The sequence below is a fragment of the Sphingobacterium sp. genome (assembly GCF_039596235.1).
GTDB lineage: Bacteria > Bacteroidota > Bacteroidia > Sphingobacteriales > Sphingobacteriaceae > Sphingobacterium.
This window is the reverse complement of sequence record NZ_JBCNKE010000009.1, coordinates 208366-233330: the sequence shown is the minus strand read 5'-3', so window position 1 is coordinate 233330 and position 24965 is coordinate 208366. Positions and strand designations below refer to the sequence as shown.

At 40.0% G+C, this 24965-nt stretch carries 13 protein-coding genes; 4 read left to right on the top strand and 9 right to left on the bottom strand.

Features of this window, described 5'->3' with window-relative positions:
- Nucleotides 1-86: 86 nt before the first annotated feature.
- The 3 genes from ABDW32_RS18410 to ABDW32_RS18400 all read right to left on the bottom strand — a co-directional run bounded on the left by ABDW32_RS18410 (nucleotide 87) and on the right by ABDW32_RS18400 (nucleotide 6330).
- Nucleotides 87-1355: a DUF2264 domain-containing protein gene (locus tag ABDW32_RS18410; RefSeq protein ID WP_343565041.1), complete on the bottom strand. Its 1269-nt coding sequence runs from the start codon at nucleotides 1353-1355 to the stop codon at nucleotides 87-89.
- Nucleotides 1356-1508: 153 nt separating this feature from the next.
- Nucleotides 1509-3197: a RagB/SusD family nutrient uptake outer membrane protein gene (locus tag ABDW32_RS18405; RefSeq protein WP_343565039.1), complete on the bottom strand. Its 1689-nt coding sequence runs from the start codon at nucleotides 3195-3197 to the stop codon at nucleotides 1509-1511.
- A gap of 13 nt (nucleotides 3198-3210) precedes the next feature.
- On the bottom strand, nucleotides 3211-6330 hold the full coding sequence (locus ABDW32_RS18400; protein ID WP_343565037.1) for a TonB-dependent receptor: 3120 nt from the start codon (nucleotides 6328-6330) through the stop codon (nucleotides 3211-3213).
- A gap of 139 nt (nucleotides 6331-6469) precedes the next feature.
- On the opposite strand from ABDW32_RS18400, the gene ABDW32_RS18395 reads away from it, so the two are divergent.
- Nucleotides 6470-10330: a response regulator gene (locus ABDW32_RS18395; protein WP_343565035.1), complete on the top strand. Its 3861-nt coding sequence runs from the start codon at nucleotides 6470-6472 to the stop codon at nucleotides 10328-10330.
- 180 nt (nucleotides 10331-10510) lie between these two features.
- Here ABDW32_RS18395 and ABDW32_RS18390 read toward each other — a convergent pair whose 3' ends face one another.
- Nucleotides 10511-11761 carry a glycoside hydrolase family 88 protein gene (locus ABDW32_RS18390; protein ID WP_343565033.1) on the bottom strand — a complete coding sequence of 417 codons (1251 nt, stop codon included), beginning with the start codon at nucleotides 11759-11761 and terminating at the stop codon, nucleotides 10511-10513.
- Between the two features lie 684 nt (nucleotides 11762-12445).
- Here ABDW32_RS18390 and ABDW32_RS18385 point away from each other — a divergent pair.
- From ABDW32_RS18385 to ABDW32_RS18375, 3 genes are all read left to right on the top strand, one after another.
- Entirely contained in the window at nucleotides 12446-13714 is a 1269-nt protein-coding gene (locus ABDW32_RS18385; protein WP_343565031.1) for a Gfo/Idh/MocA family oxidoreductase, read from the top strand.
- 186 nt (nucleotides 13715-13900) lie between these two features.
- Entirely contained in the window at nucleotides 13901-17302 is a 3402-nt protein-coding gene (locus ABDW32_RS18380; protein ID WP_343565029.1) for a DUF1080 domain-containing protein, read from the top strand.
- Between the two features lie 149 nt (nucleotides 17303-17451).
- The gene (locus ABDW32_RS18375) at nucleotides 17452-18702 is read left to right on the top strand and encodes an ROK family protein (RefSeq protein ID WP_343565027.1); all 1251 of its coding nucleotides are present in this window, start codon (nucleotides 17452-17454) and stop codon (nucleotides 18700-18702) included.
- On the opposite strand, the gene ABDW32_RS18370 is transcribed toward ABDW32_RS18375, so the two are convergent.
- The 5 genes from ABDW32_RS18370 to hisS form a co-directional block, all read right to left on the bottom strand.
- The gene (locus ABDW32_RS18370) at nucleotides 18699-19058 is read right to left on the bottom strand and encodes a CoA-binding protein (protein ID WP_343565025.1); all 360 of its coding nucleotides are present in this window, start codon (nucleotides 19056-19058) and stop codon (nucleotides 18699-18701) included. The genes ABDW32_RS18375 and ABDW32_RS18370 overlap by 4 nt on opposite strands.
- Before the next feature lie 136 nt (nucleotides 19059-19194).
- Complete coding sequence (locus ABDW32_RS18365; RefSeq protein WP_343565023.1) at nucleotides 19195-20385, bottom strand: serine hydrolase domain-containing protein; 1191 nt, start codon at nucleotides 20383-20385, stop codon at nucleotides 19195-19197.
- Nucleotides 20386-20647: 262 nt separating this feature from the next.
- Nucleotides 20648-22279 (bottom strand): 2-oxo acid dehydrogenase subunit E2, encoded by a 1632-nt coding sequence (locus ABDW32_RS18360; protein ID WP_343565021.1) that lies wholly within the window; start codon nucleotides 22277-22279, stop codon nucleotides 20648-20650.
- Between the two features lie 29 nt (nucleotides 22280-22308).
- On the bottom strand, nucleotides 22309-23304 hold the full coding sequence (gene pdhA, locus ABDW32_RS18355; protein ID WP_077438144.1) for a pyruvate dehydrogenase (acetyl-transferring) E1 component subunit alpha: 996 nt from the start codon (nucleotides 23302-23304) through the stop codon (nucleotides 22309-22311).
- 243 nt (nucleotides 23305-23547) lie between these two features.
- Nucleotides 23548-24930, bottom strand: a complete 1383-nt coding sequence (hisS, locus tag ABDW32_RS18350) for a histidine--tRNA ligase (protein ID WP_343565018.1) — start codon at nucleotides 24928-24930, stop codon at nucleotides 23548-23550.
- Nucleotides 24931-24965 lie beyond the last annotated feature (35 nt).

The following is a 24965-nucleotide window of genomic DNA, read 5'->3' as shown; positions in this document are numbered from 1 at the left end:
TATTGAGTTTTTACTTAATACGAGCCTAAGGCTTAACAAGTATCTTTATTTTCTATTATTTAGATTATGACCAAAAGAACAAGGAATTAGTAACTGACGTAATAATCTTTGGGAAACTGTTCCGCATTCCAGCATTTCTGCGAAGTCCATTTTTGTGGAGCACAGGTCCAGAACTCATCTGTAGCAGGTAATCCCAATGGGAGGAACGACAGTGAAGCCACATACATTGATCCAGCGTTGGTATAGTAGTCTGCCAAATTAGACTGCTGATCTCCAACTACCCCCATACGAAGCCATCCAGAAGGAGCAAATGTTTTGTCGATATAGATGTGCCGGAGTACCGCAGTCAATGCCGCTCTTACCTGACCCTTTGAAATATCATCTGGTAATTTGTTTTCTAAGGCAATGGCTGCCAAAGGCTGAAATGCCGCGTTTTTATAGGTAGATGAACGTCCCACGACCACATAATGTCCTTCGGGCGATATCATCCGTTCCAGATGATGTGCATAACGTTGCATGCGTTTATATGCGCGTTCATACATTTCTTGGTATTTCTCACCTGCGGGGATATTATGACGTAGTGATTCCACTTGCATGCAATGTATTACATAACCATTGTAATGGTCAAAGCTAAAACGTGCCCCATCACTATACCAGCCATCGCCAACATACCATTCCTGATCAAATTTATTGACCGCATAGTCTATTTTCTCACGCGCGCATTCCTCGCCAGCACTATATAAGAAAGTTTCGGTCATTGCAGCAAAAAGCAACCAGTTGCTTTCATTCGGTTTGATCTTACGCAATAGTTTGAATTCTTCGACAACCCTTTTTTTGGTTATCTGGTCCAATGGTTCCCATAGGGCTTTGGGTGCTCTCAGAAACGCTAAAGCCAAATGCGCTGCATCTACCAGGGTTTGCGATGAAGGTCCCCGCCATGTAAAGTAATCTGGAGACTTTGGATCCACACCATATTTGATACCCAATAAGGCTTGATCACGTAATTTTTTACGGAGTTTCCCTTCTTCCGAGCTGTCATCAGGTAATGCCAACCAAGGCGCCATTCCTGCCAGCAATCGACCAAAAGCCTCCAGGTAACCAACCCCTGGATCTCTACTATCAAAAGTAGGACTTACTTCCATCGGCATATTTTTGCGCCATTGCTGCTTGCTGATATTATTCAATATGGGCGCTGCCATCTTATTTAATATTGAAACCCAATAAGCGCGATCATTTCCCGTATAACTTATACTTTCTTTATGTAAAACATTTGCCTTCACGTCCATCGGCCACAATGGTGTCAGTGCACCAATCCCAGCACCACCTAATAATTTTAATACGGATCTTCTCTTCATCGATAATGGTTTATAAATATCGTATGTTCAACAAGTACACACAAAACATTAAAAATCTTTATTTTAATACAGAAAAACAAGCTAAAAAGAATCAATCGCTCTGGCAAACGATTGCGCGAGCGATTGATCCGTAAATTTGTTACAAATCAAATCTTATTGCCATTTAGGATTCTGTACCAAATTCGGATTTAAGGACAATTCTGAGATAGGAAGCGGCCAGAGATAATCGCGAGCGGGATCAAATTTTCTTGTCGCTGCTGTTTGTGCGATTACATATCCTTCAGGCGTAAGACTCACAACAGGTTGTTCCGCATATTCGCTTTTGAAAAACTGAATGCCTAACGTAGGTAATGGCAATACCTTTTCTGCAATTTTCCAACGGATAATGTCCCAATAGCGGTGTTCACCTTCCATTGCAAATTCGACTCTACGCTCTCTTCTAATTTCTTCTAATACATTCAATTGATGATCTAAAGCAAAAGCATTTGTCAATTTTGGCATTCCAGCACGCTCTCGAACGATATTCAACGATTTATTCAGGTCAGCATCTGAAATATTTCCATCTAGTTCATAAACTGCTTCTGCATATGACAACAACACCTCAGGATATCGAATAATTTTATGTTCATTAAAACTCGCTTGGTTCACCCAATCTGTATCATTAAAATATTTGAAGGTTTTATAGCCAGTTTGTGTAAATGAAAACATAGGCTGGTATTTAGAGCCATTGATATAAGTATCTCCGGTTTTAAAAACAGTCATTGCCAAACGAGGATCCCTATTTTCGAATTCCGTTAAGGTGCTTACACTAGGTTTATAATAAGGAGATCTATTTGCCCCATCTCTAGGTAGACCATCGATATATAAATAAGCGTCTACTAAATAACGCGTGGGAGTAATCGCACCTTGTTCTATATTCCGGCTATAATTGTGCGTTGATATTCTATCCGTCATATCTTTACCATATAAACGGGGTAATATGACTTCCTTATTTGCATAACCATTCCCTTCTTTTTGAAAAAGATAATAATAACTCTTTGCCGGGTCAGCTCCATAAGTAAAAAGCTTAAAATAGCCTGTTGAAATAATATCGTTGGCCGTATTTTTCGCTAATGTCAGGTGCTTTTTTGCATCTCCAAACTGATGATACTTTTCAAAAGTCCCTTCAAAAAGCGCAAGTCTAACCTTAAGCGCCTGAGCAACACTCTTATTGACCCGCCCGTAATCAGTGGATTTTGTCGCACTTGCTTCAGGCAAATTTTGGATCGCGTAATCCAGGTCGCTATAAATCAGATTGACAACTTCGTCACGTGTTCCTCTTGGCGCTTGAAGCAATTCATCATTCAGATTTAATGTCCGGGTTATGATCGGCATTCCCCCAAATCTTTTGAGCAATTCTCCATAAGCATAAGCTCTAAAAAAACGTGCTTCAGCGCTATATTTCGTTATAACAGCCGCGTCTAGCGACATCTTTTCTGCCTTTTCTAAGACAGTATTTACTGCGCGGATTAGCTGATAATTATTTGTATAATCCCCACTACTATTAGGCACCAAGCGAGATCCATCGCTGATTGAATTGTTACCAGTAGAACGAGAGTCATCAGTCCAATTTGCGGCGCTATTTTCGCCAATTCCTGGCAAGAAGGTATAAAGATAATTTACACCCATCAACAAGTGCTGTTCGGTTTTCCAAAAAGACGCATCTGTCACCCTAGTCTCATCTATCTTATTATCTAAATCCTTCATACATGATGAAAATAGAATATTGGCCGACGCAATTAGGACTCCCAATTTTGCCGCTCTCTTTATGATGGTTTTTGATTTATTTATTTCGATTTTCATAATTTCCCTGGTTTTAAAACGTAACATTTATCCCTAATGTGAATGAACGGAAAAATGGATATCCGAATGCCTGTCCATTTGGCGTTTCAGGGTCATAATAGGGGTTCCATGATTTTTTAAATTCAAATAGATCTTCGCCGGAGAAAAAGACCCTTAGACGTTCTATTTTCGCTCTTGTCGTCAATTCCTTTGGTAAGGTATAGCCCAGTTGGATATTTTTCATACGTGCGTAAGCTCCATTGACTACCCATTTATCTGAAATTCTTGTATTACTTCCGCCCCCCATGACTGGTCTTGGGAACATGGCATTTGGATTTTCTGGCGTCCAGTAATCTTTATGGATGGCCCAGGCCTGCCGCCAGCTTTCAACATAGGGAAGGGTCAAAACGGAAGGTAGTAAAAACTCTCTTTTCCCAACACCTTGAATAAATGCACTAAAATCAAGTCCTTTATAATTAAAACCTAGGTTCAATCCGAATGAATATCTTGGATTTTGAGTACCAAGATATACTAAATCACCTGGATCCTCTAAATTACCTTTACCAGAGGAAATAATTCCATCACCATTTACATCAACATAGCGAATATCTCCAGGCCCTAAATTCGGATTTTGGTGATTAACCTGGTTATTTTTTATCTCATCAGCATTTTGGAAGTAACCATCCGTACGGTATCCAAAAATTGAATTTTTAGAATATCCTTCTAAAAGAGAAACTAGACCGCCACTCAGGCTGGTTCTATTTAAAAATTTAACAACCTTGTTGTTATTATCTGATAAGTTAGCTCCAATAGTATAATTAAAATCCTCACCGATTTTATCACGCCAATTTAAGCTCAGTTCCCAGCCCCAAGATTTGAAATCACCAATATTTGAACTAGGGCTACCAATACCAAATACACCAGGCTGCGTTATGACCCCATACGTCCCTTTGGTTTCACGCCAAAAATAAGAGAATGATCCATCAAGTTTTCTATTGAACATCGCGAAATCCAACCCCACGTCGGTATTTGTAACTTTCTCCCAAGTTCTTAGGGGTGAAGCTGCGCTTCCAATCCAATAGTAAGTATTCCGCACGTTATTAAATGGATATGCATCTCCCTTGGATAGCGCATTTATATAATCGTAATTATTGGCGCGGGGATTATCGCTATTAGGATCATTTGCCTGTTTACCCCAAGCTGCACGCAATTTTAATTCATTAAAAATCTTGGAAGCATTGCCAAACCAGGATTCATTGTTTATACGCCAGCCTGCTGAGACGCCTGGTAAAGTGATCCAGCGGTTGGCTGGTGATAAACGTGAGCTTCCTTCCCTATTTAACGTTCCCTGAATAATATACTTCTGGTCAAAAACGTATTGTGCGGTACCAAAGAAAGAAATTAATGTATTGGTTTGTATATTGTCTCCAACACTAGTGTTATTTTTATCCCCAAATTGACTTAAAGCCAGGACATCATCCGTCGGGAGATTCGATGCTGACGCGCCAATATAATCGTACCGATAATCATCATAACGATATCCTCCACGTACTAACACCTCGTGCTTTTCATTAAATGTTCTATTATACTCACCTACAGCTTGCCAATTGTTCGTCAGTGTCTGAGAACGCCCCTTAATGATTGAATTAAGATTAATTCCCCCTGCCCATCCAGTTCGTCCATTTACATTATACATTGGAACTGGGATTCTGGTATTATTATCATTCTCCATCACAATTCTTGGACTATACAACAGGCGTAGCTTTAAACCCTCCGTAAAAATATCTTTTGCCCCAAGCTCAAAACTTCCGCCAATTTCTTGGATGACATTATTGTTACGTCCGCCATCCTTTAATAACCCAACAGTTTCTCCAGCAGCACTTCCGGCAGCATATTTTGTATCGCCACTTTCTGGAAGATATATAGGACTTATACTCCTTGAAGAAACTATATTATAAATCAAACCATAATCATTACTGGCTCCTAAAACACTTGAGTTCCTCTCCGATCTACTGTATAATATTTTAGAGTCCAGGCTAAACATCTTGGAAAGTTCCCGATGATAATTAAAACGTCCATTCAAACGTTTATAGTCATCTGGCCCAAATCTAAAAATTCCTTTATCCGTGACATAACCTAACGAAAACAAGTAATTATCCTTTTCTGTACTTCCTGAAATAGATAGATTTTGATTTAAACGTGTTGACTTATCTTTCAGTAAAATCTCTGGATAATTATAATTACCAAAATATTGATATGCAGTGGGATTCGTTGGGTTAATTCTATAATATTGATTAGGATCCTTCATCAAAGCAATTAACTCAGCTGACCAATCTGGCGATTGACCCGCGTTTATACGAGCGAGGTTCTGCATCTCAGCCTCCTCCCAGCTATTAATCCGCTCCGGAAAAAGTCCCATCTTTTTTGCCGTCCACATCCCCTGATAGTTTACCTTCAATTTTCCCTGACCAGATTTTGTCGTCACAAGGACAACACCCGCTGCTCCCCTAGACCCATATATGGCTGTTGCTGAGGCATCTTTAAGAATAGAAATACTTGCAATATCGTCCGGATTGGTATAGGTCAAAGAACCGGGAACACCGTCAATAAGTACCAACGGATTAGATGATCCCGTAGATAGATCTCCACGAATATTAACCGAAAAACCCTCGGCGCCCGGTTGCCCGCCCGAGCGAGTTACAACTAATCCAGGCGCGGCTCCCTGCATTGCAGACATGACATTGGATATGGGACGAGAATCCAAAACTTTTTGATCTATGGTAGAGACCGAACTTGTCAAATTTGCCTTTTTCTGCGTTCCATACCCCACAACAACAACTTCATCAATTGCCGAAGTTGCGCCATCCATCGTGACATTAACTATTTTGCGATTGTTTAACACTATCTCTTGGTTTTGATAGCCCACATAAGAGATTATTAGCGTTGCATTAGGGCTAACGGATAAGGAGTACGTTCCCGATGCATTTGTGGAAGTGGAAGTCGTCCCTCCTTTCTCTCGAATTGTAACACCAGATAATGGTGTTCCCTGACTGTCTTTGATTTGTCCGGTAACATTGACTTTCTGCTGGGCATGAACGGCACCTACAGAAAACAGCGTCATTGCGGACAATCCAATTGCGTAAAACTTAGCCATACTTAGGAAATTGGTTTTATAATTAAAAATGGTTACTTAACTATGTCAAAATTGAGCAAGAACAATTATTTAGTAGGGTGATTTTTATAAATATTAAGGGGTAAAATCTTAAATTTGATGTTGTAAACCCTATTTATCTATGAATTTTCCCGTAAAACAGATCCAAAACATGGTCATTATTGTATGGCTACTTTGTCCATTTTTGTCCTGTTTCGCTCAGAATTTCAGTTTTGAAACACTGACACAGGATAATGTTTTGGACAAACAGGCGGTACTGACAATTGCTCAGGATAGACAGGGGAAACTCTGGTTTGGCGGGGGGAGCAATCTATTTATTTACGACTCCAGAAATGTGACGAATGTCTTAGTCTCTGATTCAATTTTCAAGAATGTAGATTACATCAATAAGATTAATATCAATGCAAGAAATGATCTTTTTATTGCGACCGCGACCAAAATCTTCATTTTTAATATCGACAAAAGAAAACCAGTCTACCAACGAAACAAGCCATTTGCTTCCCCTTTGGTGATTCATGATATTTATGTTCACGATGACCGGACAATCCTTTGTGCCGATAAGGGGCTCTATCTTGCCACACCTTTAGGAAATTCTTATACCATACAACCTATCCTGACCCGAAGTCATGTCCAAGCCATTATACCGATTAATTCAACAACATATGCAATTGCCAGCGATATGGGGATTGAGTTATGTACATTCGAAGAAAATAAAATAACCCATATCGAGCGTATCTCATTACCCCTAAAAGATCAAAGTATTGTTAGCTCTTTGTATTATCAAAATGGCTTACTCTGGATAGGAACAAAATTGCAGGGCTTACTTCAATATCGACTATCGGATAAGCACTGGCAGCATATTCACGAGGCCAACAGCAACCTTCTGAGTAATAACATCCGTAAGATCACTAAAGGCACCAATAACACCTTGCTACTGGGCACACTAAAAGGACTTTCTGTTTATACCGGTAATACATCTTTTATTAATTACAAACACAACACCTTGGTGCCCCATTCGCTAAGCCAAAATTCCATTTATGATATATTTGTTGACGATCAGCAAATTATTTGGTTAGGCACTTATTTTGGAGGGATCAACGCCATTTATCCGAACATGGTTCCCCTGCATGTTTATTCGAGCCGGGGTACTCCCCAAAACAGGCTAAATAGTGATATTGTAGGCAGTTTTGCTGAGTCTCAAGAGGCTTACTGGATCGGGACCGAGGAGGAGGGAATAAATCTGTTGGATAAAAAGACGGGAACAATACAGCCCCTACCTCAACTATCACGGTCCAATCTGGTCAAGGATCTGTCCATACGCAACAACCTCCTCTATGCGGCACAACATGGCGGCGGTTACTCGGTCATTGATGTAAAGACCAAAACGGCACGTCATTATCTATTGGACAAGAACCCGCTTCATTTAAAAAACAATATCTATAGCATCTATGCCGGAGTAGACAATTATCTCTACCTGGGTACAAATGCGGGTTTATATATTGTACCTCCCGGAAAACCAGCATACCCGATCAAAGAACTTTCTACTACATTAACGGATATACAGGCGGATAACAAGAATTATGTTTATTTCCTATTAGGTGGAAAGCTTTACAAGCAGGATGCTGCAACAAAAGCGATTCGACCATTTACTGATCCAAAATTATCGGTTAGAGGATTTTATGTTCATCCTAATGGGGATATCTGGTTTACAACCGCAACGGAATTGTATCATTGGGGCGATATCAAGCCGTTAGCTCGTTTTCATAATAACACCCTAGGCTGGCCTGTTATGATCGATAAACATTTTTGGATCAGCAGCAAAAATGGGCTAATTTTCTTCGATCCAGCGACAAAATTTCATACAGTTCTCGATCAGTATGATGATCTTCCGGTTAAAAATATGCAAGGGGCTAAGGTTTATAGCAGCAAAGATGGTTTCTTATTCGTGACTACATTGAATGGTTTAGTTTCGATCGACACCCGAAAAATTGCTTTTAATCAGAAAAAACCATATGTGCTTTTTAGAAGTATCTTGCTTGAAGATACTCCCTTAAACTACGGCCGCATTCAGAAAAGTAATAAACTGAATGATTATCACCTGCAATTGCGTTATGACGAGAATTTTATCACTGTAAATTTTTCAAGCTCAAATTTTATCAAACCCCAGAAAAATAGATATCGCTATAAACTAGAAGGTTTTGATAAAGATTGGATAGAAACAAGCACCCCGAGTGTCAGGTATACTAATATCCCTGAAGGACAGCATACACTTACCGTATATGCCAGCAATAACGATGGTATCTGGAGCAGTACGCCGCTGCAAATACATATCGATATAAAACCACCTATCTGGAGAACCTGGTGGGCTTACTTGTTATATGCAGGGATCTTTACCTTGGGAGTACACTTTGTTATTCAATTTGTCGTTGAACGGCAAATGCTGATCAATTCTGAACGGGAACAGGAAAAGAAAATAAAATTCTTCACACAGATTTCGCACGAGATCCGTACACCATTAACCCTGATTACTGCACCACTGGATGAAATCATCAGCGAAACGGCCAACTTATCCGCTACTCAATCGAAGATAAAACGGATTAAAAAGAATGCGGCTAAGCTATTGGGGGTTGTGAACGAACTGCTTGATTTCAAAAAATTTGATGACAAATACTTTATCTTGAAACGGAACGATATCCCTTTCAGGGAATATATTGAAGATACATTCTATCTCCTCAATGATCTTGCACAGCATAAACATATTAATTATTATATCCGGCAATTGGACGCTGTCGGTTTACAGTCCATAGACGTTGTCCAATTTGACAAAGTCATGTTCAATCTATTGTCAAATGCCATCAAATATACACCTGAATATGGTACTGTTTATCTTGAACTCCTGGAGAATGGCGACAGCATTATTATCAACATTGTTGATAACGGGATTGGCATTGCCACCGATAATCAGTTCAAGATCTTTGAGGAATATTATCGGGAAGAACAGGCAAACGACAGTATCGGTACCGGTATCGGCCTAGCCTTAACCAAACAGATTGTCCTACAGCATCAGGGTGAAATCCGTTGCTTTACGATGGAAGATGAAAAAGGAGAATGGACAGTGTTCAACTTGCGCTTACCAAAGCAATCGAAAACCCACACACCCGCCCCTACTGTTTCCCCGGTGACCGTAATGGATGAATCCAATTTTACAGAACCTGCAATCTTAGACAGATCTTTGCAACAGACTCTTCTTATTGTAGAAGATAATAAAGAGCTTCTCGACACAATTGTCCATTTGTTTCAGGAGAGTTATAACATCATCACGGCTGTCAATGGAGAAGATGCCCTATCAAAAGCGCAAGAATATATACCTGACCTGATATTATCCGATCTGATGATGCCTTATATGAATGGAGCTCAATTATGTCAGGCGGTCAAGACAAACATCGCTACCAGCCATATTCCTGTTATCTTATTGACAGCAGTCACAGACAGTGACTCTCAGGCACGGGCTCTGCAATATGGAGCTAACATCTATTTAACAAAACCTTTTGACAATAGACTGCTGTTCCTATCCGTACAGAACCTAATCGCAATCAGTCATAAAAAGAGTAAGGAATTTCAGGTTAAAAAAACAGATTTCGATAATGAACTAGATGCCCAATTTATTGCCACGTTGGATCAATTGATTGAAGATAATATGCAGTCGGATGACTTTGATGTAAATTTTATCTCCCGAAAAATGGGCATGAGTACACCTATTATTTACCGAAAGCTCCGCGCGATATCCAACCTATCCATCAATAATTATGTGAAAATGTACCGGCTGAATAAAGCTAAGGAGTTATTAAAGTCCTCAATGAATGTCAGTGAAGTCGCCTATGCTGTTGGATTTTCTGAACGAAAGTATTTTAGTAGGGAGTTCAAAAAACAATTTGGATACAACCCTTCAGAACAGCTAGCCGATTCTAGCGAAGATGATTAAAATACCGAACCGTAAAGAAAGGATGGACAAAATTTGGGCACATCCAAGTTAGTCAAAAAGAACAGCACAACATTGAATAGCCGAAAATAGCATCGGGCAATACGAATAAAATAAAAAACAGGGGTATCCAAACTGGACTTCCCCTGTTAATATGACCTTGTATCTGTATAGATATAGAATTTATTTAGCGATTTCTTTAATTATTGGTTCGCCATCCAAGAGTCTTTTATAACGGATCAATGCTTCCACGTAATAGTAGTCAGCATAAGTTAATGGTACATCAACCTCCGAATTTAATGGTAGTGCCCCCACGCTATGCTGAAGAATATAGCCTCCATTTTGACCATAGGCTGCCAAATAAGGTGGCTGTGATAAATTTTTAATCATTGTCTCCGCCTTATCGAAATATAGTGCCGACTCACTGCCTTTGGTATACTGCGAAAGTTCCAGTAAAGCTGAAGCATATAAAGCAGCGGCAGAAACGTCTCTTAGGTCTTTATTCGGATACATTTTATCAGACGCTGAAATCTTATCCTTATCAAAGTCCCAGTAAGGAATCAGATCAGAGGGTAAATTTGGATTATCAAGAATATATTTCGCTATCTGCTGAGCCTGCTTTAAAAACTCTTTTTTCTTTGTTTCACGGTACATCATCGTATAACCGTAGAGCGCCCAACCCTGTCCCCGCGACCAGGCTGACTCGTCAAATGCGCCTTGATGTGTCTTTTTGGATCGTACTTTACCGGTATTCTTATCATAGTCGATCACATGGTAAGAACTATAATCTTTCCGGAAATGGTTTTTTAATGTAGTTTCAGCATGGGTGACCGCAATATCATAGTATTTTTTATCCCCTGTTATTTTGGATACCTGAGTCAAAAACTCCAGGTTCATCATATTGTCTATAATAACCGGATAATCCCAGGATCCATGATCCCATGAACGGATGGTTTTTGTCTTCTGACTATAACGTGATGCCAATGAATTAGCCCCAGTTGTTAAAACCGGCTCATATTGCTGCGTATTCCCAGTCAACCGGAGGGCGTTTCCAAAGCTACAGAACAACATAAAGCCCAAATCATGGGTACCTTTGTTATTCTTTTCCTTTTCCAAATAGGTTAGTTTTGCCTCTGCTTTCTTTAATAGGTCTTGATCTTTGGTTCCTTCATATAGATAAAATAAAGTTCCAGGATAAAATCCCGAACACCACCAGCTTGATGACGAAAAAACCTCCTTACCATTTTCAAATGTTTTCGGAAACTTATCTGCTGGGGTTTCCCTATCCAAAACTTTAATCTGCCTAGCGGCTGCATCAAGCTGCTGCTGCACAAAATCTTTCGACAGTTTTAATTTTACCGTTTGCCCCTGAGCCAGAGCTGCTGTTCCCATAGCAGCCCATAAAATCATAAAAATTTGCTTTCTAAGTCTCATTCTTTATATTCCCTTTCTATACGTTGTTTATGTTGATTGCTTCATCGCACCGATATTACTGAATTGCACAGGTACCGACAATAATTTTTTTTAAGTTCCAACCCGCTTACAGCGCGCCTAACATTATACAGCACATATGTAACCACAATATCTTGGTTAGTGATATTTATCATCCCCTTCTGAAAGTGCCTTAAAGATGCCTGATTCTCCAGGTATAATCAAGCTTGTTTTACGAAAACGATTGAGTGATTCGTTCCACTTTCTATAACATACGACCCTATCAATCCCTTAATAAATCAAATACAATTCCTTAAATAACCTATCAATCATACGGCATATCGTTCCATTCTGTCGAAACGATCATATTGTAAGCATAGCATGCCAATAGCTGGCTATACTTCAATACTGGAAAATACCATCTTTATAAGAGCTTGATGTAATCTGTGTAACAATTCTGTAGCTAAATATTCTCTATAGCCAAATAATCGAGCCTTATATATGAAAGAAATGAATTTAGAGTCACTCTTTTATTATTTTTTCATAAAACAAGAAGAAACAATACGTAAAATTTTAGTTATCAGTTTATAATTATCAGTTTTTTATCTATTTTTAAGTTCAATATCCAATTGCAGTTATTTTAACAGCCTAAAATGGATCAATTATAAAACAACTAATCCAACCAACATGAAAGAACAGAATTCATCAAGGCGTGATTTCATTAAAAAATCAGTGGTAGGTGCCGCAGCATTTTCTATTGTACCACGCTTTGTACTTGGAGGCCAAGGCTATCTTGCTCCGAGTGATCATCTAACTAAAGGAGTAATTGGCGTCGGAAATATGGGCCGTGGACATTTCGGCTATGCCGGCACAAAAACAGTTGCCATTTGTGACGTTGACAAAAGCCATCTTGCGGCTGCGCAAAATGACTTGGGGGGCGGTGTAAAAGAATACCACGATTTCAGAGAATTAATCAAATCTCCTGAAGTAGACATCGTCCATATTGCGACTCCACCACACTGGCATGGTCTTATGTCGATCGAAGCCGCTAAAGCAGGAAAAGATATCTGGTGTGAAAAACCAATGACACGGACCATCGGTGAAGGTAAAAAAGTAAAAGAAGCGATAGCACAGCATGGAAATATGTTCCGTTTAAATACATGGTTCCGCTTCAAAGATGATTTTTATGGAATGAATGTTCCTGTCAGTAAAATCAAAAAGCTGGTCGATACAGGCATGTTGGGTTGGCCATTAAAAGTGACGATAAGTAAGCATACAGGATTTGATTGGAAATTCTATTGGGTTGGAAAAGAAAACCTGCCAGAAGAACAAGTTCCTGCTGAATTGGACTATGACTTTTGGTTAGGCCCAGCACCCTATAAGCCTTACAACAAACACCGCGTACACACTACTTTTAGAGGATATTGGGATTATGATGGTGGCGGATTAGGTGATATGGGTCAACATTATATGGATCCGGTACAATATTTCTTAGGTAAGGATAATGAAAGCCCCGTGAGTGTAGATGTGGATGCTCCACAACAACATCCCGATGCCGTTGGTACCTGGAGACGCATTACCTTTACTTATGCCGATGGCTGTCAGATCATTTTAGATGGCGAAGCGAAAGATGAAAAAGCGGCATATATCGAAGGACCTAAAGGTAAACTGTACAAAGGCTTTGCGTCTGATATTCCAGATTTGGAAAGAAAACTAGCGCAGTATCCGGAGCCTGCTCCGCAGATTACGGACTTTCTGGAATCTGTCCGAACACGCGAAAAATTTGCCCTCAATGAAATAAATGGACATCGCTCCTGTACATTGGTCAATATGGGACTGGCAGCCCTTCGTCTCAACCGCTCATTGAAATACGATTCTCAAAATGAGCAATTTATTGATGATGATGCGGCAAACCGTTTAATTCACCAACCAATGCGAGGTCCTTGGTCCATCTAACAATTATAATCCGACGAAATATCATAAACAAAAGATACATCAGAAAACAGATGGATAGCAATTGCCATGATACTTCGTGCCGATAAAAGATAAAAATCTCAATGAAACCATCATGATTTATTCAATTACATAAGGAAATGAATAAATCTGATAGCTTCATCACAAATGAAAAACAGATTTAAACGGATGAAAAAGATATTTAATTCGCTGGCTGTATTACTCCTCATCTCGAGTGCTTCATACGCCCAGCAACCGCAAAATAGAACCACAGCTACCAAAATAGCTGATGTACTGGCCCAACAACCGGCAGAGGAAAAAGAAAAGTTTCTACTCGCCATGCACGAGCTGGAAGGATTTACTTCCGATGACATCGTTGCTTTCCTAAAAGGCCTAAAAGCGCCCGGAAGTAATAACGCCCCTATTGAATTTGCTGCCAATAGCTATTCTTTTTACGTCAATCAACCGGGAAAAGAACAGCAAAAAAAAGTATTTGTTGAAGGCCTCGCAAAATCCATCGCACAACTAAGTGAACCTACCAATCAGGTTTTTGCTTTACGATTGCTACGCCAATGCGCGGATAACACTGCAATTCCGGCTGTAGCAAACTGCCTAACGAACGATGTCCTAGCTGATGCGGCAGCAAGAACGTTGGTATCTATCCATACCAACGAGTCTATTGCGGCCCTCGAAAAGGCATTAGCAGCTTCTACGACCGAAAAAACTGCAATCGCTCTTGTTACAGCACTAGGTGATTTAAAGGTGGCAAATGCCGAAACTGCGATTTTGAATTTAACTCAAAAATATAGTTCAGATGCTTTCCAACGCACAGCGTTGATCGCTCTGAGTAAAATTGGTGGTACAGCTTCTGCGCCTTTATTTCAAAATAAATTAAACGATGCGGCATACAGCTACGATAAATTTGACGCTGTAGGACTAGGTATTGATTATGCGCAATCGCTGATCGACAATAAACATGAGCAGGATGCGGTCAAATTCCTGAACAAATTCTTCCAGGAATCACAAAAAGCAAAATCCATTAACGGCCAATTCGCGTCATTGAAATTATTGGCAGCCATCGATCCAAATAAACAAAAGAAAAACCTTCTGTCTGCTGTAAAAAGCGACAATGGTGCATACCGTAACCTTGCATTACAACTGCTTGGAAAATATGGAAAAGGCGGTGATGTCAAAAGTCTGCTCGCTCTAGCAAGTAAAGGTACTCCAGAAGTTCAGGAAAGTGTCCTAAACTACCTTGCACATAATGGATCGGCAAGTAGTTTAAATGCAATTCAGGCCTTGGTTGGCAAAACAACTTCACCGGTAACAAAATTAGCAGGATTAAGTGCTATCAATACGCTTTCCCAAGGCAAAGAGACTAATACCTTAATTCAAGCCTTCGATACCGACCAAGAATTTAACAATTCTGTTAAGGCACTTATCCTCTCTTCAAAGGATGCAAATGTGATTAATGATGTCAATACTGCTCTCGCATCTGTTGATGACAATAAAAAAGTTCAGCTACTGGATATATTGAGCAAACGCTCCAATAATGCTTCTTCCAAAGCAGTTCTAGCGATCAAAACAACAAACCCGGCAGTAGCAGAAGCCGTAAATAAAGCGCTACCAAATGTCGCACAGGAATCCGACCTTGAAGAACTGTTCAATAGGTTGAACGCAAGCGCTGATCCAAGCTCGGCGGCGTTATTGCAAAAAGCGATTGTCAATGTTGTTCAATCAAGTTCCAATGCAAAAGGACTAACAGAAAAATTAGCTTCCAATATTTCAAAATCGGCAGCTCCTAGCGCTTCAAAGTACTTTCCTATTTTTGCTGGACTCGGTGATGACCAATCGTTAAAAGCAGTCAGCAATTACGTAAATAATAATAATCCGGAATTAAGGGCCGCAGCCATTACTTCACTGTCAAGCTGGTCATCTGCGAATGCCCTTCCTGAACTGGTGTCCCTATCAAGGACGGAAAAAGATGACAACTTATTCAACACGGTTTACAAAGGATTAATCAAATCCATTTCATCTTCGGCTAACACTGCGGATCAAAAAACACTTTTATTGCGCGATGCATTTCGTGTTGCAAAAACTGTTGAACAGAAGAAAGCTGCGTTGTCAGCTCTCCAGCCAACAGGGACGTATCAAGCCTTCATTTTTGCTGCGGATAAAATGGCTGATTCGCAGTTGGGAGAAGCCGCTGCAACTACGGCGATGAACATTGCTATGGACAATAAGTTTTACGGTAGCAAAGTTAGAGAAGTTCTGGAGCAGGTCATCGGTAAACTGTCCGGTAGCGAAAGTGGGTACCTGAAAGAAGCAGTTGTCCGTTATCTCTCTGAGATGCCAATAAAAGAAGGTTATGTATCCCTTTTCAACGGTAAGGATCTCAGCGGCTGGAAGGGTTTGGTTGCTGATCCGATCAAACGCAGTAAAATGAATGCCAAAACTTTGGCAGCTGAGCAAGCGAAAGCAGACGAGATCATGCGTAAAGGTTGGTCTGTCTCAAATGGAGAGATCGTTTTTAGTGGAAAAGGAGATAATCTGGCCACAATAAAACAATACGGGGATTTTGAGATGCTTGTGGACTGGAAACTGGAGAACTATGGTGGTATAGAGGGTGATGCCGGTATTTATTTGAGAGGTACGCCACAAGTACAAATTTGGGATATTGCCAATACCAGAGTTGGTGCCCAAGTTGGCTCTGGCGGATTGTATAATAACCAAAAAAATGAAAGCAAACCGCTCAAGGTTGCCGACAATGCTACAGGAGAGTGGAATACGTTTAAAATCAAAATGGTTGACGATAAAGTCACAGTCTGGTTAAATGGACAATTGGTCACAGATAATATTCCACTGGAAAATTATTGGGACAGAAACCAATCTATTTTCCCGACCGAACAGATCGAACTTCAAGCTCATGGTTCTGTTGTATATTATAGAGATCTTTTCATCAAAGAATTTCCTAGAAAACAGATCTTTAAAATGAGCGATCAAGAGAAAAAAGAAGGTTTTGAAGTGTTATTTGACGGAACAAATCTAGACAAATGGACTGAGAACAAGGCTTATATCGTTAATGATGAAGGTTATATCTGGGTATACCCCAATGCTAAATTTGGCGGGAACCTGTATACCAAAGAAGAGTACTCGGACTTTGTCTATCGCTTCGACTTCAAATTGACGCCAGGCGCGAATAATGGTGTCGGAATACGTGCTCCATTAGAAGGTGACGCGGCTTATGAAGCCATGGAAATCCAGGTACTTGATAATGATGCTGATGTCTATAAAGATTTAAAACCTTACCAATATCATGGTTCGATCTATGGCGTGGTAACAGCAAAAAGAGGTTATCTAAAACCATTGGGCGAGTGGAACTCCGAAGAAATCTATGTAAAAGGCAATCGTGTGAAAGTGACATTGAATGGCACCGTCATTGTCGATGCAGATATTGCTGAAGCTAGTAAAAACGGTACACTCGACGGCAAAGAACACCCGGGGTTAAAACGTACAAGTGGCCACATCGGTTTCTTGGGCCACGGAACAGAAGTATTCTTCAAAGATATTCGCGTAAAAAGACTCAAATAGTCTTATCAAGCGTAAAAGAGAGGGGATAAGGTATCTTATCCCCTTTTTTCTAAACTACCGGCTTGTTTGACAAGTGAGAAAATAACCGAATGATTCCAAAACTTTTATTAAATTAAGCGCTAGGATTCTAATTCAAAATATGATGTTTTATGACAAAAGCCGTAAACTTACTGATTAACAAAAAATTGGACAGTAAACCCGAAAAGAAAAATCTGTTCAATAAACTTTCTATTATCAAATTAATAGCCGAATTAGGATCTGTATCAGTAAACGACATTGTAAAAAATCTATCCTTAAGCCTTCCTACAGTCAATAGCCTGATTGCGGAACTATTGGAGGATAATATTGTCCTTCAATTTGACAAGGGAGAATCTATCGGTGGTCGCAAACCAAATCTATATCGCCTGTGTGATGGACTGTTTCAAGTGCTATGCGTCGAACTGCAGCGCTTTTCCATTACATTGAGTATCATGGACAACAATCAAAATATAGTTGCTGAAACAGCGGAGCTGGACAATGAGCTATCACGCAATGCTGATAACCTCCATGATATTACGCAGATTATCGATCAATATCTGCTGGAGAAATCAGTAGATACCGAAAATCTAACAGGACTGATTATCAGTATGCCGGGCCTGATCAATGCGGAGGAAGGAACCAATGAAACGTTTTTGCATGACGCCTCTCAATCTATTACAGCTTACTTTGAGAACAAATACAGCAAACCTGTTTATATACTCAATGACGTAAAAGGAGCAGCCTATGCTGAACTGAAATTTGGCCTCGCCAAAAATACCCGAAATAGTCTCATTATTTTAATGGATTGGGGGATCGGTCTTGGAATCGTTTCCAATGGTGAAGTTTATCTAGGCCGTGATGGCTACTCTGGAGAGGTAGGTCATATGCCCTTTATCGATAATGGGGAATTGTGTTATTGTGGAAAAAGAGGCTGTCTCGAAACGGTGGCTTCAGGAATTGCTCTGGTCAACAATGCAAAACAGGAAATTCAAAAAGGTGAATTGACCAAACTCAATGAATTACAGAAGGAAGAGTTAGATCACCTCACACCTACTCATGTGATCGAAGCTGCCAATAAAGGGGATCAATTTGCCATCAACCAAATTTCTAAATTGGGAACAAATCTAGGCAAAGCATTTGCCTCTTTGATCCAGCTGCTCAATCCTGAACTCATTGTACTGGGCGGTAAAATCGCCAAAGCCAATGAACTAATCACAATCCCAATACAACAGGCCATCAACTCATATACAATGGCTATCTTAAAAGAACATTGTGATATAAAAGTATCCAGCCTGAACCTGGACAGTAATACAATTGGTTTGACAAACTATTTTATTACAAAATATCTGTCTGTAGAATTGCTCCAGAAATCCAAAATCTAAAACTGACCTGTACTCAACAAGACCAGAGTACAGGCTCTTTCAGTTTTTATATCATTTTCCATGGCCAGCTGCTCTAATTCAGCATTCTCGGCTCCCGGATTAAAGATAATACGCTTAGGCTTTGTCGCCAAAATATAGTCATAATATCCCTTTTGATTCTGCTCGCTAAGATACATGGTTATCGTATCAATATCGGTATGCACTTCCCCTTTCGGTTCAATAGTAACACCTGCCGCTTCTCCACCGCTCAGACCGATATTAACAATATCATGTCCATGCTTGCGGAGCATATTCGCAGCTTTATTTGAATAGCGCGAAGGATTCGTACTGGCACCTAAGATTAATGTCTTTTTCATCTTAATACTTATTATTTGTTCATCTATTACGCGACCTAATGCATTTATATCGTCTTCATCGATATCAATTCCTAAACCCCGTCCCTTCGTGTAAGCGCCCTATTTAAACTCTTTTTATTAATGAAGCGAATAAGATCTATTCATCAATAATAAAATCGCCATGAGAACTGTAAGCATTCTTACGTAAAACTGGCATTCCCAAAATTTTATAAAGTTCATCCAATTTCACCAAGCTACCATTTGTCATATTTGAAAGTAAGACAATCACAATATTTCTTTTCAGATCGCGTACATAGATGTGACGAAAACCGTGCCACCATCCTGTATGATAAACAATATGGTCGTTTCCATGTTCAAAGGTCCTCCATCCATAGCCATAGCTAAAAATCCCTTTCTTGGCGTCGGGATAACCGCGATATGCTGAATCCAAAGTCGATTGCTTCAATAATCGACCATCCCGCAATGCAAGGTCAAAACGATAGAGGTCACGTACGGTACTATACACCCCCTTGTCTCCCAATGGTCCATCCTGAAAATTTTGCACCACAGACCTCCGCCAGACCTTATCGTGACCGATGACGTTTGTGGGGATCTTATCATAGACAGCTTTTGATAATGCAGCGGTATTGGTCATACCAGCAACATTAAACACACTATCTTTCATATAGGTCGCATAATCTTGCTTCGAGACCTTCTCAATAATAGCTCCTAAAACCATAAAATTGGAATTATTATAAAAAAATCGTCCACCTGGAGCTCCATACCTGTTCGGCTTAAATTCCGTCAGCATTTTCATAACATCCTGATTCGTCATTCCTTTTTTACGATCAGGCCAGTGCTTCTCCGAAAAATACACATAGTTAGGTAAGCCCGAGCGATGAGTCAATAACATCTTAATGGTAATGCCGGGGTACGGAAAATCCGGATAAAAATCATTTATGGTCTGATCCAAACGTAATTTTCCAGCTTCAACCAGCTTCAATACACCAACCGCTGTTATTGGTTTGCTAACAGAAGCCAACTCAAATTTATCATCGATTTCCAGGCTATCACGTTTCAGGTAGTTGGCCCAACCAAAAGTATTCTGATATAAAATTTTGCCATCCTTTGCTACCAGCACATTTCCATTGAATGCAGCCTTTGAATGCAAGTTTTTCATAAAGGCGTCAATCTTTGGATCGGCATCCTGAGGATTGTAAATGAGTCTTGTACTATCTATTTTCGCCTGCGCTATCGCCGCCTCTTTCTGTTTTTTCTCTTTTGAACTACAAGCAATTGTAGATACGAACAAAAGAGCTGCCATTCCCTTTAAAAAAAATAATTTCACGTATTGCTTCTCCTGGATTTTTCTGTGTTGTGTTTGTCCTCTCTTTAGGGCCTTTCTATGCCTCATTATCTAAAAGATCCTTACATCGTAATTATCCCGTTATTACTTTGATGAATGTGTATTCTTTTTGATTTTCAATAAAGAACCAAGCTTAAAGATAATAATGCTAAAATGAAGATTTTAGTATAAAAAAACGAATTTTTAGAACAAAAAAAGCCACTTTATTACTAAAGTGGCTAATATATTATTGGTTTGGTAGAATCTATGCCAGTAATCTAACTGGATTTTCAACCAATGCTTTTAAAGTCTGTAAAAATGCAGCACCTGTTGCGCCATCTACCACACGGTGGTCACAGCCCAAAGTTACCTTCATTACGTTACCAGGAACTACCGCACCATTTTTAACAACAGGAACAGCTTGGATAGCGCCTACCGAAAGAATAGCTCCGTCAGGTGAGTTAATGATCGATGTAAACTCATCAATACCAAACATACCTAAGTTGGAAACTGTGAAAGTAGAACCTTCCCAATCCGCTGGTTGTAGTTTTTTGGCTTTTGCTTTTTGAGCGAAATCTTTCACTTCAGCAGAGATGTGAGATAATGATTTACCATCCGCAAAACGTACGACAGGAACCAACAAACCATCTTCAACAGCCATTGCTACACCGATGTTAGTATGTTCGTTGAAACGGATTTTGTCTCCTTGCCAAGATGAATTCACTGCTGGATGTTTTTTCAACGCTACTGCAACAGCTTTCACCACGATATCATTGAATGACACTTTTACCGGAGCGACCTCATTGATTTGAGCGCGCGCTACCATAGCATTATCCATATCGATAGATACAGTCAAATAGAAATGTGGTGCAGTAAACAATGACTCACCCAAACGACGCGCGATTGTCTTGCGCATTTGGTTGACAGGTTTCTCAGTATAACGTTCTTCACCAACATATGTAGGTAAAGTGATTGCTTTTGTTTCTGTCGCAGGAGCCGCCGCAGCAGTTGTTTCAGCAGGTTTAGCAGCAGCCGGAACAAAGGATTCTACATCTTTTTTCACGATACGTCCACCATCAGCTGATCCTTTGATATCGCTTAAGTTGATCCCTTTTTCCTTAGCAATCTTACGTGCCAAAGGCGAGGCTTTTACTCGGGAATCATCGCTTGAAGCAGATGCTACCGGTGCTGCAGTTGCAGCTGGAGCTGAATCAGCTTTAGGCGCTTCTGCAGTTTCTGCTTTTGCAGGAGCAGATTTTTGATTTAACAAAGGAGTAATATCAGTTCCGGCAGGACCAACGATAGCAATAATATCATTTACTTTCGCAGCTTCCCCAGCTTCAAGACCTACATATAACAATGTACCATCAGCGTAAGCTGTAACTTCCATTGTCGCTTTGTCTGTTTCTACATCAGCGATAGCATCATCCGATTTGATCGTATCGCCAACTTTGAAATTCCACTGCGCAATAACACCTTCTTTCATGGTATCGCTCAGCAATGGCATTGTGATCACCGTACATCCCAACTCCTCAGGAGTAACCGTGCTAGCCGAGGACTCTGCTGGAGCAGAAACTTCCTCTTTCTTTTCTTCAGTTTTTTCCGGTGCCTTTTCAGCTGCAGGAGCATCAGCACTCAACAAAGCTTGAAAATCTTCACCCGGTTCACCCAAAACAGCAATAACAGCATCAATCGCTACTGCTTCACCTTCTTTCGGGCCAATATATAAAAGAGTACCTTCTTGGTAAGACTCGAAGTCCATTGTAGCTTTATCTGTTTCAATTTCAGCTACCAAATCACCAGAATTTACTTTATCACCAACATTTTTGTGCCATTTTGCGATGACCCCTTCGGTCATTGTGTCGCTCATTTTGGGCATTCTTACTACTTCAGCCATTCTGTATTATATTATCAAGTTAAAGAGTATTAATCTAAAATAAATGGATAGTCTTGTTGTACATAAACATCTTTGTACAATTCATCTGCAGTTGGATAAGGAGATTCCTCTGCAAATTTTACGGACTCGTCAACTACCTTTTTCACGTCAGCTTCAACCTCAGCAAACCAAGCCTCGTCAGCATAGTTGTTTTCCAAAATAGCGTGTTTCGTAGACAACAATGGATCGCGATCTTTATAGGCTTCCAATTCTTCTTTCGTACGATATTTTGCAGGGTCGGACATCGAGTGTCCTTTATAACGGTACGTACGGATTTCTAAGAATGTAGGACCTTCGCCCGCACGCGCACGTTGAACAGCCTCATCCATTGCATTGTGTACAGCAACAACATCCATTCCATCTACAGGAGCAGAAGGCATATCAAAACCTAATCCCATTTTGTATATATCTTGCATGTTGGTCGTACGTTGTACCGAAGTACCCATCGCATAACCGTTGTTTTCACACACGAAGATAACTGGAAGTTTCCACAACATCGCCATGTTCAACGTTTCGTTGAATGCACCTTGACGTACAGCTCCATCGCCCATATAACAGATATTTACATTATCTGTACCAAGATATTTCTCAGCGAAAGCGATACCAGCACCTAAAGGAATCTGACCACCTACAATACCATGGCCACCCATGAATTTATGCTCCTTAGAAAAGAAGTGCATAGAGCCTCCTTTACCTTTTGAACAACCAGTGATCTTTCCATATAATTCTGCCATACAAGCATTTGCAGAAACCCCTTTAGCTAAAGCGTGGGCATGATCACGATAAGCAGTGATCAAAGAATCTTCAGGTTTGATAACCGACATCGTTCCAGCGACTACCGCCTCTTGTCCTATGTACAAGTGACAGAAACCACGAATCTTTTGCTGTCCGTAAAGTTGACCTGCTTTTTCTTCAAACTTACGCATAAGTAACATTGACTTATACCACTCCAAATATGTCTCTTTTGTTATAGGTGTTGAACTCATTTCAAAGTTTTGATTTTCTTACAATTCTAGACTACAAATCTAATAATTTTGGATGAATTTCCTTGGTCAAAAATCAATTTTATTTACACTTTAAGACACTTCTAAGACATTTGATTTAAAGTATATAGCATTTTTCAGCAAATAAATGAAAGGCACAATCAAATAAATCAAAAACTTATGAAAATAAAAAAGCCAAACGACCTAATAATCATTTGGCTTAATCTATTTTATACCAATTGTTTGCTAACGAAGTTTTTGAATAAGCTCACTTTCGGTAACCTTCACCTGCTCGCCACTTTCCATATCTTTGAGCGACAACTGGCCGGATGCAACCTCTTCCTCTCCAACCAATAACACATAAGGGATTCCCTTTCCATCTGCGTAGCCCATCTGCTTTTTCAACTTCACTGGAGCAGCATAGAGTTCTGCAGAAATATTTTCCCTACGTAGTTTATTGAGCAAAGCCAATGTATAGACTTCCAGTTGTTTATCAAAATTGATGATCAATAGCTTCGTAGAATCCGCTTTATTTGCCGGGAATAAATTCAGTTCCTCCAAAACATCATATATACGATCAGCACCGAATGAGACTCCCACCCCTGTCAGGTCCTTCAATCCGAACATCCCCGTGAGGTCATCGTAGCGTCCACCGCCACCGATACTGCCCATCGCGACCTCATTTGTCTTCACCTCAAAAATACAGCCTGTATAATAATTGAGACCGCGTGCCAATGTAATATCCAGATCAAGAATACGGGTCAATAGATCCGTGTCGCCACTCAGCTTCTTGACATAATCGAACACTTCTTCGATTTCAGCAATACCTTTTAAACCGATCGAAGAATCCGCCAAGATAGATTTTAACGATGCCAGCTTTTCTTCATTTGACCCCTCCAATAAGATAATTGGTTTCAAAAGGTTTAGATCAGCTTCGGTAAAACCTCTTTCCAACAATTCTTTATTGACACCGTCTAGTCCGATTTTATCCAGCTTATCAATGGCGACAGTCATATCAACAATAAGCTGCGGCTTCCCGATAATTTCGGCAATACCGGAAAGGATCTTCCGATTATTGATTTTGATATTAAAATCTTTCAGCCCAAAACGTTCGAACGCTTCTTGATAAATCAGAATAAATTCTGCTTCGTTCAATAGACTTTCTGAGCCTACCACGTCAACATCGCATTGGTAGAACTCCCTGTACCGACCTCTTTGCGGGCGGTCAGCACGCCAGACTGGCTGTACCTGAAAACGCTTAAAGGGTAGGGAAATATCATTTTGGTGCATCACTACGTAACGCGCAAAAGGCACTGTCAGATCATACCGTAACGCTTTTTCACTAATATGTGGAATGAGTTTATTTGAATTTTTATCATGAAGCAGACCATCCGGGGCTTTTGCCAGATAATCTCCGGAATTGAGGATCTTAAAGATCAATTTATCACCTTCATCACCATATTTACCTGTTAAGGTTGTTAAATTCTCAAATGAAGGCGTTTGTATTTCATTGTAACCATATTTTTTAAACACAGCTTTTAATGTGTCAAAAATATAATTACGTTTGATCATTTCGGAAGGCGAAAAATCACGGGTTCCTTTCGCCAAAGAAGGTTTTACTACTGCCATATCCGGCAAAGTTAATATTTAGCGGGGACTAAATA

What these genes read in the sequence shown, in the direction of transcription:
- ABDW32_RS18410 (WP_343565041.1), bottom strand. Translation starts at nt 1,355, where the DNA reads ATGAAGAGAAGATCCGTATTAAAATTATTAGGTGGTGCTGGGATTGGT.
- ABDW32_RS18405 (WP_343565039.1), bottom strand. Translation starts at nt 3,197, where the DNA reads ATGAAAATCGAAATAAATAAATCAAAAACCATCATAAAGAGAGCGGCA.
- ABDW32_RS18400 (WP_343565037.1), bottom strand. Translation starts at nt 6,330, where the DNA reads ATGGCTAAGTTTTACGCAATTGGATTGTCCGCAATGACGCTGTTTTCT.
- ABDW32_RS18395 (WP_343565035.1), top strand. Translation starts at nt 6,470, where the DNA reads ATGAATTTTCCCGTAAAACAGATCCAAAACATGGTCATTATTGTATGG.
- ABDW32_RS18390 (WP_343565033.1), bottom strand. Translation starts at nt 11,761, where the DNA reads ATGAGACTTAGAAAGCAAATTTTTATGATTTTATGGGCTGCTATGGGA.
- ABDW32_RS18385 (WP_343565031.1), top strand. Translation starts at nt 12,446, where the DNA reads ATGAAAGAACAGAATTCATCAAGGCGTGATTTCATTAAAAAATCAGTG.
- ABDW32_RS18380 (WP_343565029.1), top strand. Translation starts at nt 13,901, where the DNA reads ATGAAAAAGATATTTAATTCGCTGGCTGTATTACTCCTCATCTCGAGT.
- ABDW32_RS18375 (WP_343565027.1), top strand. Translation starts at nt 17,452, where the DNA reads ATGACAAAAGCCGTAAACTTACTGATTAACAAAAAATTGGACAGTAAA.
- ABDW32_RS18370 (WP_343565025.1), bottom strand. Translation starts at nt 19,058, where the DNA reads ATGAAAAAGACATTAATCTTAGGTGCCAGTACGAATCCTTCGCGCTAT.
- ABDW32_RS18360 (WP_343565021.1), bottom strand. Translation starts at nt 22,279, where the DNA reads ATGGCTGAAGTAGTAAGAATGCCCAAAATGAGCGACACAATGACCGAA.
- pdhA (WP_077438144.1), bottom strand. Translation starts at nt 23,304, where the DNA reads ATGAGTTCAACACCTATAACAAAAGAGACATATTTGGAGTGGTATAAG.
- hisS (WP_343565018.1), bottom strand. Translation starts at nt 24,930, where the DNA reads ATGGCAGTAGTAAAACCTTCTTTGGCGAAAGGAACCCGTGATTTTTCG.